Annotated in this window: 17 protein-coding genes and 1 pseudogene; 6 read left to right on the plus strand and 12 right to left on the minus strand. The window is 44.3% G+C overall.

Annotated elements, in window-relative coordinates; all coding sequences use genetic code 11:
- Positions 1–12 precede the first annotated feature (12 nt).
- The gene (locus ACED25_RS06235; protein WP_371694881.1) at positions 13–1,440 is read left to right on the plus strand and encodes an MATE family efflux transporter; all 1,428 of its coding nucleotides are present in this window, start codon (positions 13–15) and stop codon (positions 1,438–1,440) included.
- Positions 1,441–1,554: 114 nt separating this feature from the next.
- On the opposite strand, the gene nrdG is transcribed toward ACED25_RS06235, so the two are convergent.
- Together nrdG and nrdD are read right to left on the minus strand one after the other, a co-directional pair.
- Positions 1,555–2,025: an anaerobic ribonucleoside-triphosphate reductase-activating protein gene (gene nrdG, locus ACED25_RS06240; protein WP_371694882.1), complete on the minus strand. Its 471-nt coding sequence runs from the start codon at positions 2,023–2,025 to the stop codon at positions 1,555–1,557.
- A 155-nt stretch (positions 2,026–2,180) separates the two neighbouring features.
- Entirely contained in the window at positions 2,181–4,301 is a 2,121-nt protein-coding gene (nrdD, locus tag ACED25_RS06245; RefSeq protein ID WP_371694883.1) for an anaerobic ribonucleoside-triphosphate reductase, read from the minus strand.
- Between the two features lie 303 nt (positions 4,302–4,604).
- Between nrdD and ACED25_RS06250 the strand changes: the two genes are divergently transcribed.
- The gene (locus ACED25_RS06250) at positions 4,605–5,483 is read left to right on the plus strand and encodes an endonuclease/exonuclease/phosphatase family protein (protein WP_371694884.1); all 879 of its coding nucleotides are present in this window, start codon (positions 4,605–4,607) and stop codon (positions 5,481–5,483) included.
- Between the two features lie 157 nt (positions 5,484–5,640).
- Here ACED25_RS06250 and ACED25_RS06255 read toward each other — a convergent pair whose 3' ends face one another.
- The 4 genes from ACED25_RS06255 to ACED25_RS06270 all read right to left on the minus strand — a co-directional run bounded on the left by ACED25_RS06255 (position 5,641) and on the right by ACED25_RS06270 (position 9,249).
- A complete protein-coding gene (locus tag ACED25_RS06255; protein WP_371694885.1) occupies positions 5,641–6,072 on the minus strand; it encodes a DUF6691 family protein in 432 nt (143 codons plus the stop codon).
- Positions 6,072–6,548, minus strand: coding sequence for a YeeE/YedE family protein (locus ACED25_RS06260; RefSeq protein ID WP_371694904.1), 477 nt, complete (start codon positions 6,546–6,548; stop codon positions 6,072–6,074). Before ACED25_RS06260 ends, ACED25_RS06255 begins: the two co-directional genes overlap by 1 nt.
- Positions 6,549–6,798: 250 nt before the next feature.
- Positions 6,799–8,031 carry a glycosyltransferase family 4 protein gene (locus ACED25_RS06265; RefSeq protein ID WP_371694886.1) on the minus strand — a complete coding sequence of 411 codons (1,233 nt, stop codon included), beginning with the start codon at positions 8,029–8,031 and terminating at the stop codon, positions 6,799–6,801.
- A gap of 120 nt (positions 8,032–8,151) precedes the next feature.
- Positions 8,152–9,249 (minus strand): ketoacyl-ACP synthase III, encoded by a 1,098-nt coding sequence (locus ACED25_RS06270; protein WP_102258003.1) that lies wholly within the window; start codon positions 9,247–9,249, stop codon positions 8,152–8,154.
- A 122-nt stretch (positions 9,250–9,371) separates the two neighbouring features.
- Between ACED25_RS06270 and trxC the strand changes: the two genes are divergently transcribed.
- Positions 9,372–9,806: a thioredoxin TrxC gene (gene trxC, locus ACED25_RS06275; protein WP_004731082.1), complete on the plus strand. Its 435-nt coding sequence runs from the start codon at positions 9,372–9,374 to the stop codon at positions 9,804–9,806.
- Positions 9,807–9,935: 129 nt separating this feature from the next.
- On the opposite strand, the gene ACED25_RS06280 is transcribed toward trxC, so the two are convergent.
- Entirely contained in the window at positions 9,936–11,585 is a 1,650-nt protein-coding gene (locus ACED25_RS06280) for a GMC family oxidoreductase (protein ID WP_017101880.1), read from the minus strand.
- Positions 11,586–11,825: 240 nt separating this feature from the next.
- Positions 11,826–12,034 (minus strand): annotated as a pseudogene (locus ACED25_RS06285) (hypothetical protein).
- On the opposite strand from ACED25_RS06285, the gene ACED25_RS06290 reads away from it, so the two are divergent.
- Positions 12,034–13,185, plus strand: coding sequence for an MFS transporter (locus ACED25_RS06290; protein WP_012600602.1), 1,152 nt, complete (start codon positions 12,034–12,036; stop codon positions 13,183–13,185). The pseudogene ACED25_RS06285 and the gene ACED25_RS06290 overlap by 1 nt on opposite strands.
- A 153-nt stretch (positions 13,186–13,338) precedes the next feature.
- On the opposite strand, the gene ACED25_RS06295 is transcribed toward ACED25_RS06290, so the two are convergent.
- The 3 genes from ACED25_RS06295 to ACED25_RS06305 form a co-directional block, all read right to left on the minus strand.
- Complete coding sequence (locus ACED25_RS06295) at positions 13,339–13,674, minus strand: winged helix-turn-helix domain-containing protein (protein ID WP_012600601.1); 336 nt, start codon at positions 13,672–13,674, stop codon at positions 13,339–13,341.
- Positions 13,675–13,845: 171 nt separating this feature from the next.
- The gene (locus ACED25_RS06300; RefSeq protein WP_240798054.1) at positions 13,846–14,019 is read right to left on the minus strand and encodes a winged helix-turn-helix domain-containing protein; all 174 of its coding nucleotides are present in this window, start codon (positions 14,017–14,019) and stop codon (positions 13,846–13,848) included.
- Between the two features lie 321 nt (positions 14,020–14,340).
- Complete coding sequence (locus tag ACED25_RS06305; protein ID WP_017097624.1) at positions 14,341–15,234, minus strand: helix-turn-helix domain-containing protein; 894 nt, start codon at positions 15,232–15,234, stop codon at positions 14,341–14,343.
- A 50-nt stretch (positions 15,235–15,284) separates the two neighbouring features.
- Between ACED25_RS06305 and ACED25_RS06310 the strand changes: the two genes are divergently transcribed.
- Entirely contained in the window at positions 15,285–16,682 is a 1,398-nt protein-coding gene (locus ACED25_RS06310; protein WP_012600598.1) for an MATE family efflux transporter, read from the plus strand.
- A 119-nt stretch (positions 16,683–16,801) separates the two neighbouring features.
- Here ACED25_RS06310 and ACED25_RS06315 read toward each other — a convergent pair whose 3' ends face one another.
- On the minus strand, positions 16,802–17,197 hold the full coding sequence (locus tag ACED25_RS06315; protein WP_017101885.1) for a nitrous oxide-stimulated promoter family protein: 396 nt from the start codon (positions 17,195–17,197) through the stop codon (positions 16,802–16,804).
- Between the two features lie 93 nt (positions 17,198–17,290).
- Here ACED25_RS06315 and ACED25_RS06320 point away from each other — a divergent pair, with 93 nt between their 5' ends.
- A complete protein-coding gene (locus ACED25_RS06320) occupies positions 17,291–17,521 on the plus strand; it encodes a DUF2986 domain-containing protein (protein ID WP_017101886.1) in 231 nt (76 codons plus the stop codon).
- Positions 17,522–17,622 lie beyond the last annotated feature (101 nt).

The following is a 17,622-nucleotide window of genomic DNA, read 5'->3' on the forward strand; positions in this document are numbered from 1 at the left end:
CAGCGAAAACAAATGCCGATAAACTTCTCGCATAATCACTACCGGGGAAATGCGATGCTCTCGACATATCGTCATTTAGACAAAGAATTTTGGCAAAAATTATTGCACATCGGTTTACCAGTCTCGTTGCAAACCATGTTGTTTTCACTGCTTGGCGTGGTCGATATTTTTATGGTCAATCAGCTTGGTGATTCTGCAACCGCCGCGGTTGGCGTTGGCAACCGTATCTTCTTCTTCAACTTGATCATGGTATCGGGGATTAGTGGAGCTGTGAGCGTGCTAGCTTCGCAATATTTTGGTGCCGGTGATTTCAACGGAATTCGACGTACACTAGCGCAATCATGGGCACTTTCGATCTTTGCCATCATGCCCTTTGTGTTCATTTATACATTGGCTCCTGAATCAGTCGTGTCTGTGGTGGCCTCAGACCCTGATTACGTCCGCTTGGCAACGGATTACCTTTGGATAACAGGAGCCAGCCTTATTGGTACCGCTGTAGTTGTGCCGCTAGAGAGTGCACTTCGTTCTGTGGGCGAAGCCAAGCTGCCCACCAAAATCAGTATCTGGGCAATTATCGTCAATGCAATTCTCAACGCCCTATTGATCTTCGGCTTGTTTGGGTTTCCAGAACTGGGTGTGGTTGGTGCGGCTATTGGCACCACGGTATCTCGATTCTTTCAAACCATTGCATTGCTTGTTATGGCAAAGAGACACTACGCCCACCTATTTCCTACATTAAGCAATTGGCGAGATGCGATATTAGCGAAGCATAGAAAGAAGTACTTCACGATAGCCATACCTCTGTTGGTTCATGACACAGCATGGGCGGGCGGGATTCTTATTTACAACGTTATTGTTGGCCAAATGGGGGTTGGAGAACTTGCGATCATTTCCTTGCTATCGCCTGTCGAAAGCATTTTGATCTCTGCTTTTTTGGGTTTTGCGGTTGCGGCTTCCATCATTCTAGGTAACGTGATCGGTGCGAAGAACTATCAACGTGTCGAGAATACAGCTTGGGGCTATGTGTTAGTGAGTTGTGGGCTTGCTGCTTTACTGGCGTTAATGTGCTTTATCGCCAAACCCGCGATCGTATACATGATCGGTCTTACTCACTTAGAGCTCAAAGATACGGCCGTTAACGTTACCTTAGTAATGGCACTCGGTATGGTACTAAGAGTCTTCAACATGGTTGGGATCGGAGGCGTGTTAAAAAGCGGTGGTGACATCAACTACAGCATCTTCATCGACATATTCGGCCAGTGGGCCATTGGTATTCCCCTCGCCTATTTCACCGCTTTGGTACTGGGTTGGTCTCTAGAATGGGTTTTGATGATTGTGCTGCTGGAAGAGCTAGCGAAGATAGCTTTAACTAGCCAGCGGATTCACTCTAAGAAATGGATCAACAACTTAATAGAAGAGCCAGATCAGGTCGTTGCTTGAATGGTAGTTTAAGCGAATAAACGAAAAGAACTCACACCCAAGGGCCGATTGGTTGCATTGCGCTAACCATGACGCCCTTTTTCGTTTTACGAGTGTGCTAAGCCACGACAACTGTTATATGTCAGTAAATCGATGAATGATTTGGTTTGAGCTACCACGCCAATCCAACATTGGATCCGCTTTATCTTGTTCAAAGCGACCATCAATCAAAGTATCGACGTATTCAAGCACTTGCTTCTGATTTTCATCTAGCTCGTCTAGCTCGTAACCCGTCCACACCCAGATGTCTTTACCTTCACACTCTGCTTTTACACGCTGAACAAGCTGAAGCACTTCAGATACGTTTGCAGGATGCAGAGGATCACCACCAGAAAGCGACAAGCCACGACGCTTGATTCGCGGATCGTTCAGATCAGCGATAATGTGGTCTTGCAGTTCTCGAGTGAACAAGTGCCCTGAGTCCAAACTTTGCGTCGATTGGTTGTAACACCCGCGACACTGGTGCACACAACCCGACACAAACAAAGTGCAGCGTGTTCCCGGGCCGTTTACAACGTCGATTGGGTGATATTGATGGTAGTTCATAAGGCAGTTTTGAAAACTCGTTATTGCTTAATAGTTTGAAGCGAAATGCTGTAAGAGCTGAAATAAAAGAATTGGTATCGACATAGCGCCGATACCAATCTTGTTTCTTGAAACGTAGCTCTTCTTAGTAAGCTAGCTAATGATTTTAGAGCTTACTAAAGGTGCTTCACGCGACGTTTAACTTCTTCTTGCTTACCGAAGTTAAATGGTCGTGCATCTGGGCTACCAAGGTAACCACAAACACGGCGTGTTACCGATACTTTTGTTGAGTCATGGTTGCCACACTTAGGACACGTAAAGCCCTTACTTGTACAATCAAACTCTCCGTTGTAGCCACATTCGTAACACTCATCAATAGGCGTGTTGGTGCCGTAGTAAGGAACACGTGTGTAGCTGTAATCCCATACGTTTTCTAGTGCTTCGATGTTCTTCTGCATGTTCGGGAATTCGCCGTAACAGATAAAACCACCGCTAGAAATTTCTGGATAAGGCATCTCGAAATCGATCTTGTCGTATGGGTTCACTTTCTTCTGTACGTCTAAGTGGAAGCTGTTGGTGTAGTAACCACGGTCTGTTACGCCATCAATCACACCAAACTCTTTGGTATCAATGCTGCAGAAACGGCTACATAGGTTTTCACTTGGTGTGCCGTATAGGCTGAATGCGTAACCTGTCTCTTTCGTCCAAGATTCCACTTCACGCTTCATGTATTCCACTAACTCAAGCGCTTTAGCACGCATTTCGCCGTCGTCATACAAGTGAACGTCTGTGCCGTAAAGCGCAGTCATTGCTTCGTGGATACCAATGTAGCCAAGAGAAACAGAAGCACGGCCGTTCTTGAATATATCGGCAATAGAGTCGTCTGCTTTCAATCGAACGCCACAAGCACCTTCCATGTAAAGGATTGGAGCAACACGTGCTTTCACGTTTTCTAGACGAGAAATACGAGTTTCTAAAGCGCGACGAGCCAGCTTCAGTTTTTCATCAAGTAGTTCGTAGAACTTAACCATATCTTGCTTCGCGTTAATCGCGATACGTGGCAAGTTCAAGCTAACAACACCTAAGTTGTTACGGCCTTCGTGAATCAACTCACCGTTTTCTTCGTAAGTATTCAAGAAGCTACGGCAACCCATAGGCGTTTTAAATGACCCTGTCACTTCTACTACTTTGTCGTAGTTAAGAATGTCTGGGTACATACGCTTAGACGCACACTCAAGCGCCAATTGCTTGATGTCGTAGTTTGGATCTTGCTTCTGGTGGTTCAAACCATCTTTGATTGCAAACACCAGTTTAGGGAATACCGCTGTTTTGCGGTTCTTACCCAAACCTGCGATGCGGTTTTTCAAGATAGATTGCTGGATAAGTTTCGAACCCCAGCTTTTGCCTAGACCAAAACCAAACGTCACGAATGGTGTTTGCCCGTTAGCTGTGTGCAGCGTGTTTACTTCATATTCCAAAGATTGGAACGCGTCGTAACACTCTTTCTCTGTACGAGAGATAGCAAAAGCTTCTGGGCTATGAATGTCCCACTCTTTCGCTAGTGATAAATGCTTCTCGTAGCTCGTCATTACGTAAGGTTCTAGAACCTCATCGATACGGTTAATCGTAGTACCGCCATAGATATGGCTCGCGACTTGCGCGATGATCTGTGCGGTTACTGCTGTTGCCGTAGAAATAGACTTAGGTGTGTCGATTTCCGCGTTACCCATCTTGAAGCCATGCGTTAACATGCCTTTCAAGTCGATAAGCATACAGTTAAACATTGGGAAGAACGGTGCGTAGTCTAGATCGTGGTAATGAATGTCACCACACTCGTGAGCTTGTACGATGTCACGCGGCAAAATGTGAGTTTTTGCATAGTGTTTAGCCACGATACCCGCCAGTAAGTCACGCTGAGTTGGGATAACTTTACCGTCTTTGTTGGCATTCTCATTGATCAGATCAACATTGCTTTCTTCGATCAAGCCTTCGATCTCACGAGTTAAAGCGCTTTGCTTTTCACGTGCGATGTCTCGGTCATGACGATATTCAATGTAGGCACGAGCCAGAGACTTATAAGGTCCCTGCATTAGCTCGTTCTCGACCAAAGTCTGAATTTCAGAAATATGAACTTCATCGTAGTCTTCGAGCTTCAACTCAACTGCTAATGCCACATTCAGAGCATAAATAGCAATTTCCTTATCGGCTTTGTCTGATGCTGCTTCCACTGCAGCTTGGATACGATCTCTACTGAATGGAGCTCTTGAGCCATCACGCTTGATTACGATTGATTTCACCACTTCTCCTTACTCTTGAGGTATTCACAGACTTATCCACAAACACACTATATAGAGCGATTTATCGTTTAACTAACACTAGATATTGTGGCGTATTTAACGAGAACCACCAACTTTGAGTATTGATTTGGATCAATAAAACACGCTCGCTGAACAAGATAAATCCAATATTATTACGTGAGTTCTCAAGTCGAAAAGAAACAATGTAACAATAAAAAAACTGCTAAAAAGAGTTGAATTTTTGGTAAGTGTTGTAGGATAACGGCTCAACTATATTGGACACCAAAATTAGGGATATTTGGGATGAAACGACTTCAAAAGTGGATAATGTTAGCTTGCTTACTCAGTAGCCAGACATTTGCTGAACCTTTGACCATATCCAGTTGGAATATCGAATGGTTATCAACCAACGAGGCTGTGAATAAGTTTTCTGCCCAACGTGATCAAGCTGATTTCGATAAACTCGAACAGTATTTCCAATCCTTAAATGCGGATGTGGTCGCTTTTCAGGAAGTCGATGACGTCAATGCCATTCAGCGCATCGCCGGCGATCAATACAAAATATTGATGTCTGATCGTTCATTGCCCAAAAACAGTAACCGACAATTCAAAGAAGTGAACCAATATACAGGCTTCGCGGTTCGTAAAGGAATCGCTCTCACTGACTACGCTGACTTTCCTCTGGAAACGAGTGCTAACGGCAAGCTCAGATTTGCCAGTTATATGGTTGTGGAAACGGATTCAAATCCAATTCACATGTTGTCAGTGCACTTAAAGGCCGGATGCAGCGGCGCTTACAAGTCGAACCGTGACTGTTCAAGACTTAAAGACCAAGCTAAGCAATTGAATAAGTGGATACAGCAAAGAGAACGTAAAGGCGAAGACTATGCGATTCTGGGCGACTTTAACCATAACCTCTCCTATTCACGAGATTGGATGTGGAAAGATATGACGCAAAATACTGATGCTCAGTTGGTAACAAAAAAAACTCGAGCAGATTGTAAGGTGCGCTCAAACCGCAATAACCATCGCACGCATCAATTTCGTTCGGTGATTGACCATATTGTTGTGAGCAAGTCCTTGGATGCCTCTCCTGCGAAACAAAAGGTATTTGAAACGCAAGATGTTCTGGACTACAAACTCAGTGATCACTGCCCAGTTTCAACAACGATCAAACAGTAAGTTATAGATAACTGCAGATTGTAGATAAGTGCAAATAATAAAAAACAGTAGATATAGAACGAGGCTGACTGGCTTTTTACTTAAAGCGGGTCAGCCTCTCTATTTGGTCAGATAAGAGCGAATCCTATCAGCCATGCAAGAAATGGTAGGCGCACTGCTAGCAGCTTTTATTGGTTCGACCCGCCAGCCACATCCCCACCAGCATACTTAAGACGAATAGCCATACCGTAGGGTTACCGCCACTAAGGCTGGTTACTGCAGGCCCCGGGCAAAAGCCTGCAATCCCCCAACCTAAGCCAAACGCTGTAGAGCCAAGAATCAGCTTTCTGTCGATTAGTGGATTGTTACTGCTATCTAAATGTTCGCCATTGACGGCTTGAGAGCGCTTCTTAATGACCAGATGATAAAACGGAGCGAAGATCAATAGCGCGCCACCCATAACGAATGCCAAGCTAATGTCCCAGTTACCGGTAATGTCTAAGAAGCCGAGTACCTTGTTAGGATCAACCATGCCTGAAATGATCATTCCAGACCCAAACAGAAGACCTGCGAACAAGCCGATAACGATAGTAAATGAAGAGTTTTTCATTATGCCCCCAAGCCAATCAGGTTTTTAACCAGCACTGTTGCCATCGCGACACCCATAAATACACAGGTTGCGACAATTGAACGTTTAGACAAACGAGCCATTCCGACAATGCCATGACCGCTAGTACAACCGTTCGCCATCTTGGTACCGAAGCCCACCAATAGCCCGGCGATGATAACCACTGCGAAGTTGATCTCTTCTAATTGCGGAAGTTGGTAGCCCGTTGGAATCAATAACCAACCGCTCGCGACCATTCCGACAACAAAAGCAAGTCGCCAATGTTTTTCGGTTTTCTCAATGCTGGAGTCCGAGTTCGATTCGGATCCTGATTCTAATCTTTTGTTCTTTCTCGACGGTAACAAGCGGCCAACAATACCGCTAATTCCTGCTACTCGCCCTATTCCTAACATAAGAATAATTGCCGACGCGCCTAACAACATGCCACCGAAAAATGCATCCCAAGGTATTAAACTCATCACTGACCTCTCCCATCCACAAACTTAAATTTAACTCGTCGCACTTTAAATTAGGTCTTACTAATAAATATAAATTAGGTCTTACTAATAAATATAAATTAGAGTTTACTAATAAATATAAATTAGTCAATGCTAATGTAATGGCGTTATGTTTCGATTTGTAAGTTTGGAATTTAGAAGCGTCCCCCATGAAAAAAGCCCCTAGGCGTTAACCTAAGGGCTTATGATTTGATTCGGTTTATTGTGCCAGTTACTTAGTCTTGTTCTTTTCAGCTATCCACTGCGACATGTACTTGGTACTCGCCATGCTGTGGTGCTTGAGCATCGAACCAAAGAAGTTATCCAGTCGATGAGATTCAAGTTCAGACTCTAACGCAGTTAATCGCTCAATCAATTTGTCACCCAGTTGATTTTGCTCGTAGTGCGCTTCAAGGATTGAATGACATTGGCTTTGTGCCTTCAGCCACTTCTCTTCATCTTTATAGAGAGCTACAGCTTGTTCAACAAACTCGTCGATATCGTCTGCAACTGCGCCAGGCCATTGCAACTCACCTTGCGGTAACATGCCTTCACTACCAATTTCGCTCGTCACATTCGGAGTTTGTAGCTTCATCGCATCAAGCAATTTACCTTTAATGCCCGCGCCAAATCGCAGTGGTGCAACACACACACGAGCTTGCCCCATCACTTCTTGAGCGTCTTTTGCCCAACCTTTGATATGGAAACCGGTTTTAGGGTTGTGCAAAGCCGTTGCTTTCGGCGGCGGGTAAGATCCGTAAATATGAAGTTCGGATTCAGGTAACTGCTTGCGAATCTTCGGCCAAATCTTCTGTAACTGAAGCACAGCATCCCAGTTCGGTGCGTGTCTAAAGTTACCTATCGTCATGAAATGCTTACGTTCTTCAAAGCTTTTTGTGCTTTCAGGAAGTGTATTAAGATCAACCATGAACGGCAAGTGATGAAGCAGTTTAGGATCGATATTGAACTCAGATTGAAGCAACTCCATCTCGTAACTTGAAATGATCAATGAAAGATCACAGCGTAAGATTGCGGCAATTTCACGTTTAGCCAAGTCACTGTACAAATGCGCTTTGGTCAGTTCAGTCTCTTTCTTAACCGCTTCATGGCGCGCGTTACGTAGGAACTGCAAGTCTTCCGTATCCAGTAACTTAAATGCATTCGGGCATACTTTCTCAACACGCCAACCAAACTGCTCTTCCATCATAAAACGGTCAAACATCACGACATCGGGTTGCAGCTCTTCGATGTACTGGTCAAAGCTATCGCAATTTAACTGTATAGATTGGCTCGTGATGCCCTCTTCAGATAGATCAATCATGTGCTCGGTTTCTTGAGCTGGCGTTGCAAATTCAACTGACCAACCTTGTCTCTTGAACAGGCGTAAAAGTGACATCATATGGCTGCCCGCCGCCGATGAATTCGGTTCTGGCCAAACGTAGCCAATTGCTAAAACTTTCTTCAAAACACTTCCTAAGAAATAACAAAAGGGACTGTAGAAGTCCCTAATTAAACGAGCACTATCGTGGTCGATTTATATCATGGGGCGAATCCGACTTAAAAGGCGAACTCGTACCATACTCCGCTACTCACTTTCTGAGTTAGGACGCGTTTTACAGTGTAAAATGGCTCTTTCTAGAAGCTCCAAAGCAGATTTATCCGCTTCTGGAAGCTTCGCATCCGATTGACCTAACGGTTCAACACGACTGCCCCACTTAATATGGCCAGCACCCCAAGTTAAACCTGCACCAAATGCCGCAAGCAAGATGTTAGAGTTAGGTTTAACGAAGCCTTGCTCTAATGATTCACACAGTGCAATTGGCACAGTAGCTGCCGACGTGTTGCCGTAGTTTTGGATGTTAACAAACGCTTTCTCGCGCTCAATACCCGCCATATCACACAAAGTTTGGATGATTCGGATGTTAGCTTGGTGCGGAATCACAACATCGATATTGTCGGTTGAGATGCCAGTACGGCTTAATACTGTGTGTGCAGCAGCGCCCATGCCTTTCACTGCACGCTTGAAGATCTCTTTACCTACGAAATCAAAGTCCCAGTAACCGTTATCTGCAGCAAAGCGGTCCATAGAAGTACCGAATTTGGGTACCGCTAGAATGTCACGGCCTTCTGCGTCACAACCGATTTGCGCTTCTTGTAAGCCAACCTGCTCTTCAGTGCGAGATAGAACCACAGCACCTGCGCCGTCACCAAATAGAACCGCAGTATCACGCTTGGTCCAGTCGATGAAGAATGACAAGCGTTCTGCACCCACTACGATAGCATTACGGTAGTTGCCTGCTTGAATCAGTCGAGTCGCCGTTTCAACGCCGTAGATGAACCCTGTACACGCTGCGTTAAGGTCGAAAGCCGCTGCGCTCTTGATGCCTAGGTTCTGTTGAACTTTAGACGCAGTATTTGGAATAAGGGAGTCTGGGCTGCACGTCGCGATGATCACGAGGTCGATATCTTCGGCAGTAAGACCAGCACACGCCATTGCGTGTTGAGCAGCAACAGTCGCTAACTCAGAGGTATTTACATGACTGATACGACGGTTTTCGATACCAGTTCGAGTTCTAATCCACTCGTCAGACGTATCAATGAAAGTGCTTAGATCATCATTGGACAACACGGCTGGTGGCAGACACTTTCCCCAGCCCGTAATCTCGGCGTAAAATTTTGTCATCATTTACCTATTTATTGTTTGTTTTTATTTAAGTATCGTATTCTAGTTTTAAACAGTATAAGCGCTCCGTGCGTGATTCGTAAATCGCGTTAGACACGGAGTTACAATAAAAAGAGAAAGTTATGTCTACATTCAACACACGTTGCCCTTCTTGTAATGGCGTAAACCGAGTTCCTTCAGAAAGAATTTCAGAAAGCCCAACCTGCGGTAAATGCAAAACAGCATTGCTCGATGGCGCTCCTATCGAGGGAACGTCACTTAATTTCCAATCTATTTTGAATAGTTCACAGCCAGTGGTTGTCGATTTCTGGGCAACATGGTGTAACCCATGTGTTGGCTTTGCGCCAGTGTTCAGTGACGTTGCTAAAGAGCGTTCGGGAGATGTTCGATTCGTTAAGATTGATACTGAAGCTCAACAACAGCTTGCCGCGATGTACCAAATCAGAAGTATTCCCACGGTGATGGTGTTTAAAGATGGCAAACGTGTCGATACGATTAACGGTGCGTTACCAAAAGGCCAATTTGATCAATGGCTTAATCAAGCTCTGACCAAATAGATCCGTATTTTATATCGCTTTTGATTTAGCTTGTGCTTGAAGAAGCGTACAAAAAATAGGTTAGAGAGCCTTAACAAAATAGACTCCCTAACCTAATGTAAATCAATCAGTTATCTCTGTTTCTTTTAATTATACAACCATCTCGTCTTCTGCCTGTTCATTGGCTTGTTGCTTGCTAAAGCCATATTGTTCTTTGATTTGATCTGCGACTTTTTCAGCAATCATAATGGTTGGCGCGTTGGTGTTTGCCCCAATCAATGTCGGCATCACAGAAGCATCAATGACTCTTAAATTATTCAACCCATAAACTTTAAGATAGTTATCCACCACGGCTAATGAATCGCTACTAGGTCCCATTTTACAGGTACCCACCGGATGATACTGAGTATCTGCTCGATTTCGAATATCTTGCTCAATCGCCTTATCATCACAGGCGTCCACTGGGTAGAAAGCATTACCACGGATGTCGTCAAACGCCGAACTCTCTAACATTTGATACTGCTTCTTCCAGCCCTTAATCATTATCTCCATATCTTCAGGATGACTGAAAAACGCAGGATCGATCTTAGGCGGATCATAAGGATCATTACTATTGAGCGTTACGCTGCCGTTGCTTTTCGGACGCAACAAGGTGACATGAGACGTAAAACCATGACTGGTATGGATTTTTCTTGCATGGTCATCGACAACAGCGACCACAAATACAAACTCTAAATCCGGCACCGCGATATGATCTTCGGAACAAAGAAAACCTATCCCCTCTGCAAAATTACTGCTCATCTTGCCACGGCGTTCTTTGTGCCATAGCGGCAGAGCTTTGGTCATTTCAGAGGCCATTTGTAGCGAGATACCAAAAGTTTCACGCTTTTCACTGCACTTGTACGAATGCACCAAGTCGATATGGTCTTGGAGGTTCTTGCCCACTCCAGGCAACTCATGAACCTGCTCGATGTCATGCGCCTCCAAATCGTCTTTAGCACCGACACCAGACAGTAATAACAACTGGGGAGAACCAAATGCACCAGCAGATAGAATCACCTCTTTGTTACATTGGATCTGATAACGCTTGCCATTCGAGCCGTATTCAACACCTACCGCTTTCTTCTCCTCAAACAAGACCTTATGCGTGGTTGCCTTGGTCACGACCGTAAGATTTGGTCTCGAAAGGTTTGGCGTTAAGTAAGCCTTGGCAGCACTGCACCGTTCGCCATTCAACTGGGTTACCTGCGTCGGCATCGCCCCAAACTGAGCAGCACCGTTGATGTCTTCATTACGGGGAACCCCTATCGACTCACACGCCGTTAAGTAACGTTCCAACATCGGACTTGGCGATCGAAGGTTAGTGACGTTCAGAGGGCCACCTTGGCCGTGATACTCATCTTGGTGAACTTCGTTATTTTCGGCTTTCTTAAAGTAAGGCAGACACGATTCATAACTCCAACCTGCATTACCCAAACTTTCCCAAGTGTCGTAGTCGTAACGGTGCCCACGAGCGTACATCATCGCATTGATAGAACTGGACCCACCAAGTGTCTTACCTCTTGGTTGATAACCTTTACGACCATTCAAACCCGGCTGTTCAACGGTCTCAAAGGCCCAGTTGTTTAGCTTAGTTGGCATCATCGCGGCTATACCTACGGGTGTATGAATTAATGGGCTTGTGTCTTTACCACCTGCTTCCAATAGGCAAACCGTGACATTGGGATCTTCAGACAGCCTTGCAGCCATTACACATCCTGCCGAGCCCCCGCCAACAACAATAAAATCATAACTATCCATTTGCCTATCTCCATTGGGTGTAACTCTCGTTTACGCTATTGCCGTCATTGATAACACCATACGAATGAACATTTTACGCGGGTATTTGTAACATCAAGTTGAACACAACACCATTCCTCTCTGGCCTGTTCAATGACGTTGTGTATGTTCATAAAGCACCAATGAGCTTAACTTTCTTCGCTTGAATTATCGTGATGTTCAACAACCATCACGGATGACCTACGCGGATGATTGTATCGCTTACAAAACCATAATGAACATAATCCTAGTGGCTTTTTGACCGCATAAAATCTCGCAAAATCGTAAATTCCGCTATGGTATTTTAGCTCAAGATCTCGATAAATTTCTTTTATCTTAACGACTATTTTTATTCGTTTTACCCAATTCAGTTTCTCCCCCATAGTCGCGGAAAATTCATCGTTTCTTCCACTATTTAGAGGCTCCTGCATTGGACAACATCCAACCAACAACTCGCATAACTGTTCCGGTTATTGCATTGTCTTTTTACGCGATCGCTTCAGGCTATTTAATGAGTTCATTACCATTAATGTTGTCTGAGTATGGCTTAGACAAAAATCTATCGAGTTGGTTGGCGAGTGCATTCTATGCAGGGCTTTTAGCCGGTACGTTATTGATTGAACGTGCGATTGCACGTGTTGGTCACAGAGATGCGTTTGTTATCGCTCTGGCTATTTTTATCGCAACGATTCTTGTGTTACCACTCATCCCACATCAAGCGGTATGGTTATTAGCCCGCTTTGTCGCTGGTGTAGCGGTTGCAGGTATCTTCGTGATTGTAGAGTCTTGGTTAATGAGCGGTGACGAATCTCAGCGCGCGAAACGCTTAGGCGTTTACATGTGTTCGCTATACGGCGGCTCTGCCGTTGGCCAACTCGGCATCGGTTACCTTGGTATTACAGGTGGCGTACCTTTCATCGCAATGTTCACCTTGTTGTTTGGTGCAATCATTGTGTTGATGTACGGACAAGCGACAGCACCACAAATTCACGATGCGCAGTCTTTATCATTAAAGCAAATCAGCAAACTGAGCCACAGCGCTTTGATTGGCTGTATTGTATCTGGATTAACACTTGGATCTATTTACGGACTGATGCCTGTTGAGCTCGCTCAACGCAACATCGCACATCAAGATATTGGCGGTTTGATGGCGTTAGTGATTATGGGTGGTATGGCTGTTCAGCCGATGGTGACATGGTTATCTCACCACATAGGACAAGTGTTATTAATGGCTCTGTTCTGCCTACTAGGGGTTGCAAGCATTGGCGTACTAACGATTAACCATGATTTTTATGTTCTTGGTATGAGCTTGTTTGTGTTAGGTATGGCGACTTTTGCACTTTACCCAATCGCGATTAACTTGGGTTGTCGTAACTTAGACCCAAGCTATCTAGTGTCAGTGACTCAGGTTATGCTGTTGTGTTACAGCATCGGTTCAGTCGCTGGCCCATTGGTCGCGGATAGCTTTATGGATTCACAAGCGGGATTATTCACTTACCTGTTCGCGTCTTTACTCGCTACAACGATCTACATGTTGATTGCTAGCTTAAAACGCTCTCCTCTACAGATTGCAGGCGAGTAAGCTCGAATGGCAACTATCCTCCTCAGGTAGGATAGTTGCCTCTAGAGCTCTTAGTTATGACTTTCCGTCTAACGAAGAGCTCTTTTTGTTTGATGACTTCTGAGCAAAAGTCGACCAAAAGCATCAATACTAGAAATAGAGGTGTTCTTCAGGTTAAGGCTGAAATATGTAGCCTTCACCAGTAATGGTAATGATTAGGCCATCCCCGAATAGTGATCTGATCTCAGATATCGCAACAATCACTGACGAGTTAGTGACTGACCCATTCTCCCAGCCAATCTTCTTCAATTGCCCGACACTGAACAATTTCCCTCGGTTTTGATTCATAAACAGAATGATCTTACGATACGCTAAAGGCATGGTAGCCAGAACATAGCCGTTTTCAACATTGCGTATGAGTTTGGTGTCGAGTTCAACTATTTTTCCGTTGAGTTCAAGTATTACGTTGTGTTCAGAGTGGTGAGTATCTATTACAGGATAGGCGTCCATTTTTATACAATTCCCTTACGATATAGCCAGCAACAAAGTTAAATTCCGTCATTTTTGTATAACGTCGCTTATAAGTGGACGTTTAAAATCGAAGATAATGAAAGCAGCGTATACGGTAAAGAGATTAAATTTTTATTATTAATATATGAACAGGATATCAATAAAGGGTAATTAATCCTCCAGTACATAACCTTCGTTGGAAACCGTTTTTATACAACGACAGTCTAAGATCCTTCTTATCTCGTAGATAGCAACCAATACTGAAGCTGATGTCACGGCTTTACCCGCCCAACCTACACGCTTCAAAACTCGCTTACTGATCACATGTCCTTTATTTTGATACAAGTAAAAAAGAACCTTACGATGAGGCTCTGAAAGCGTCCCTATTATCGAGCCACACTCCTGCTTTCGGACGATCCTCGTATCAGATTGAAACTCTTTTTTATTTAGAACCCACTTAGACGGAAGTTTAAAATCGTCTACGTGATTCGCTATTTTTGGTATGGATTCCTCACGCTTCATAAGCAGTCGTCTTTTAAGATATTTCCAATATTATCGAATGGTACAAAAATACTAAATTGATAGATCACTTAATACCGTACATTTACTGCAAAATTGATCTTGTGGAATTGTTCTAAGAAACGAATTTTTAGTGGACAACCAGTACTACCCGGTAAGTCGATGGCTTTTACGGTATTGGCTTGGAGATAAACCAAAATGCTTTTTAAAGCGATGTGAGAAGTTATAAGGATCTTTGTAACCCAAGCGGTTGGCAATCATCGACACCGACCAATCTTGGTATTTTAACAAACTGGTCGCTTTATCCATTCTTAGTTGAATCAACTTGCTGCGTGGTGATAGGTCGAAGAGCGTCTTGGTAACTCGATTAAGCTGCTCTTCGCTGATAAACACCCTTTGAGCCATACCAGCTACTGTCCATGGTTGATGCAGACTACTTTCAATTTCATTATAGAGCGCTTGAACACGAGCGGTGGTGCTTGTTGATTTAGGTTCAAAACCCGTCAACGTTCGGACTATTTCACTCAAGAGTAACTTACGGTAACTGGCTCGGCCCCCTATCTCAAAGTAAACCAAGTTCATTAATGACCAGATCTGCTCACACTCTCCAAAAGGCACAATCCCCTGACCTAAACTTGCTATGTGTTGCCACTGCTTAGTATCGGGGGTCAACATCCACGCCATTTTCCAATAGTTATATTGCGGATCGAGTTCAAAACGAAATGGGGTTCCGGCAGGAAGAACCACCAGCGTATACGGTGTAATCGCTTGTACTGATGTCGTGGTTGTTAGAATGCCGCCACCTTCCATAGTGAAAATCAACGTATGAACATTAACGGATTCTCGCTCAACCCAATAACCATCGTATAGTTTTGCCATACCGCCCATATAGACACCAAAGCTTTTCATCTCTGGGATATCTTCAACGGTCAAAAAACGTTCTTTGCAATGTTCCGCGAGAAAAACATCATCTTGCCACGTTGATTTAGGCTCCATGGTATCAATGACGGATTCGCACAGGTTTTGTTGTTTTTTAAACATGTTGTTACTTCGCTCAAATCACTATAGTTCTGCCATAAATCGGAGAGCTTATGACAACTAATATCAACCCTAACTCATCTATGAATAACAAGCCAGAGAGCATATTACCTCGTATCGTTAAACTTGGTTTACCTGTAGCTTTGCAAAGTGCGCTGGTTGCTATTCTTGCCCTTGCTGACGTCTTGATGGTCAGCGATTTTGGTATGGAAGCAGCAGCCGCTGTGGGAATTGCATCAAAATGGCACTTCGTTGCGATTATGATTATGGCAGGGTTGGCCTCAGCAAACGGTACATTAGTTGCTCAATACTGGGGAAAGAATGACCGAAAAAGTGCACGTACCGTGTCATCTATCGCGATGGTGTTTGGTTTAAAAGTTCTGCTGCCTGTTACAGCAATCATCACTCTTGGTTCTCAGTTTTTAATGATGTTGCAAACTAGCGATCAAACCGTGATTGAGCTTGGAGCGACTTACCTATGGTATGGGTTCCCTGTTCTACTTCTAACTCACATTGTTGTAGTGGTAGAAGCAAGCATGCGCTCATCAGGTGACACCGTAACTCCACTATTGTTAGGTGGTATTACTATTGCACTCAACATTGCGCTTAACTTCGTTCTAATTAAAGGGGCTTTTGGCATTCCAGCAATGGGCGTTGCAGGTGCTGCATTGGCGACAACCTTAGCGCGATTGATTCAAGTGGGCTTAATGTATAGCTACATGCGTGTGCGTAAACACTGGCTGCTAACCACCCCAAGCTCACCGCACCGTCCATCACTGTGGCTTTCTTACCGTCGTATTGCGTTGCCGCTAACGATGAATGCCGTGTTGTGGGCAATGGGCACAATGGCATATCAAATGATCTTTGGTCACATGGGCACGACAGAGCTTGCGGTGTTCTCGATGCTCGCGCCGTTCGAATCGCTGTGTTACTCGATCTTCTTTGGTATCTCCGTAGCGTGTTCAGTATTGCTTGGCCATTCGCTGGGCCGTGATGAATTTGATGATGCTATGAGCATGGGTCTAACATTCATTAAAGCCGTCGTTGGCTTTGGCGCTGTCGTTGGCTTGCTACTGTTTATGGGTAAAGAGCATGTACTATCATGGTTAAACCTTTCTACAGATGCATTGTACCCGCTTGCTTCGCCAGCGATGATGATCATGTGTTTTGCAGTGGTGATTCGTATGCTCAACATGGTGATCATTAACGGTATTATTCGTGCTGGTGGTGATAACGCTTTTTGCTTGCGAATGGATTTCATCGCGATGTGGATGGTGGGCATTCCAGTGTGTGTTTACGGCGCGTTTGTCGCTGGATGGGATTTCAAATACATCTATGGTCTGATGTTGGTAGAAGAAGTGGTGAAACTGGCAATATGCTCGCACCGCTACTTGAGCCGACGCTGGATCAACAATCTCACAGTGACCTACGACGAGCCTCAAGCGGTATAGCTTTATACATAAAGTATTCTTTCTACAAGACTGCCTTCTGATAAGGCAGTTAGCAGAAACACAAAAGGTCTGAGCAATCAGACCTTTTCGTTTCTTCTGCGACCACTTTAAAGCACCAGTTACTTCTTGTTCATTCGGATATGGCGATTAGACACATTCGGCAGTGGCTTCTCTGGCACTTTACGTTTCTCATGAATCAAATGTCGTATTGCTAAAATCGGATGCTTAAGTAGCATTCTTGGCCCTGCATAGCGCATCACTAAACGCATCTGCTCTTTAGGATCAGGCTTATAACAATGAATCGGACACTTGTTACAGGTCGGCTTTGCTTCGCCATAAGGGCACCTATCGAGTCGAGTCTCTGCATAACGCAACAGTTGCTCACACTCTTCACATAACAGGTTATTCTGACGAACCGCACCATGGTGATCTTTGCAGTAGATGTGCACCATCGCAATAACAGTTTTGTACTCCGTTGCGAGCTCGCCTTGTAGAATGTTGTTATGTTGGAACATGATTAATTACCTAATGAGAGACCGTACAGGTTGAGTTCTAGATCTAAAATGATTATCCTCCACCGCATAAACTAAATACAAGGCTATGCAGCAATGAACCGTAAGAAAAAAATCAATCAAATTCTAAAGAAAAGACAGAAACAGGCGAATTCTAAACTGCATGGTAGCAACAAGCCTCGCTATATTTCTAAAGCTGACCGCGCAAAAATGGAAGCTGAAGAACAAGCGAAAGCCGCTCTAGAGCAAGCTGAGGGTTCAGTAGAGACAGCGGTTGAAGCAGAAGAAGCTGGTATTGAAACTAAAGAAAAAAAAGCTGCAGAGTAAACTTTTGACTCACGAGATACTCTTGCTCAGCGCTCAGATCAGAGCCTGTAGACAAGAACAAAAAAAGCAGCCTCTATTTGGGCTGCTTTTTTGATCCTACC

Origin of the sequence: Vibrio sp. 1F263 (genome assembly GCF_041439035.1) — a bacterium.
GTDB classification, from domain to species: Bacteria; Pseudomonadota; Gammaproteobacteria; order Enterobacterales; family Vibrionaceae; genus Vibrio; species Vibrio tasmaniensis_A.